This is a genomic window from Psychromonas ossibalaenae ATCC BAA-1528 (genome assembly GCF_000381745.1).
GTDB lineage: Bacteria > Pseudomonadota > Gammaproteobacteria > Enterobacterales > Psychromonadaceae > Psychromonas > Psychromonas ossibalaenae.
The window spans coordinates 1-1,209 of sequence record NZ_KB907073.1 but is presented as its reverse complement, the minus strand read 5'-3'; the positions used below and the strand labels follow the sequence as shown (position 1 = coordinate 1,209).

The window sequence follows — 1,209 nt, the reverse complement described above, 5'->3', positions numbered from 1 at the left end:
CACGAGCGAATATATAACTGAAGAGCCGGATGCGGTAGTTCCGCACGTCCGGATCTGTGTGGGGTCGGTCTGGTAACAGATCACTCTACCACGATATTCCAATTGTAGAGTTAATATGACTGATAAAATCTTTAAAGAAATCTTCAATGTTACATTTCTAATTGCAATTTTTACTGGGGTTTTATATCTAGCTGGGTATGCATATCACGGTAGTTATTTAACAGAACTTGCTTTGCCCCATGACTTGTTCAATATTTCATTCAATGAAATGTTAATAACTGGTTATTACATGATATTTATAGGCGGTTTTTTTACTGTTATTCCAGCTGTTATTATTACTTTTTGCATTTTCATGTGTTTACATTTGATTGGACAAGCATCAGAGTTCAAACTGGTAAGAAAAGTTGCAACAATACTATTTGTTAATAAAAAGAATCAGCATTTAATTGAAAAACCTCCATTCTTGAAGAAATTAATCAAATTATCATTATCCATTTTTAGCTTTTTCTTAGTGCTACTTTTTGTGTGGGCTAGTCTCCATTCTATAAATAATTTTTCAAGTGAACAGGCGACGGAATCAGCTAGAAAAAGTTTAAATAAAGCCAAAGAAGATACAGAGGCAGTAACTATATCTGTAAATAACTCAAAATTTAAAGGTGTTGTTTTAAAATGCTCAGCTAGCCATTGCGCCATTCTAAATAAAGAAAATAATAGTTTATTAATTTACCCTGTATCCTCAATTAAAAATATTGAGATTGCTCAAAAATAAATATACAAGCGCTTTAAACGGAACGTCAACAGTTGGCTATCGTTCGTTCCTCACAATTTTAGCCAACTATTTCCGTCCGCTTAAGCGGGCGTTATGCCTATTGGAGAGCACGTGGAAGAAAGTAGATACTATCGACATATCTTGAATAAGATTACAGCCGCAAAGAAAGCTGCTGATGATATGGCCAAAGATATTGATCATCCAGGATTGGAAGGAGATTTGAGGGAGCTAGCATTAAAAGACTGTATTGAGCCTTTTTTAACACATAGCTTTAAAGTAGGTACTGGAAAAGTTATAGATACCTATCAATGCCTTTCAGATCAAATTGATGCAGTTATATACCATACAAGTGACTATGGTGTCAAATCCTAATTAGTATTCATTTTAGGATCCCACATGACACCATCTCTCACCATCGAATTTAGAATAATAATCATCTT

General features: G+C 34.2%; 2 protein-coding genes. Both read left to right on the top strand.

The features are described 5' to 3' along the window. Window positions 1-115: 115 nt before the first annotated feature. On the top strand, window positions 116-769 hold the full coding sequence (locus G327_RS0123655; RefSeq protein WP_019617282.1) for a hypothetical protein: 654 nt from the start codon (window positions 116-118) through the stop codon (window positions 767-769). Window positions 770-880: 111 nt separating this feature from the next. Beyond that, window positions 881-1,141: a DUF6602 domain-containing protein gene (locus G327_RS0123650; RefSeq protein WP_157601302.1), complete on the top strand. Its 261-nt coding sequence runs from the start codon at window positions 881-883 to the stop codon at window positions 1,139-1,141. Window positions 1,142-1,209: the final 68 nt, after the last annotated feature.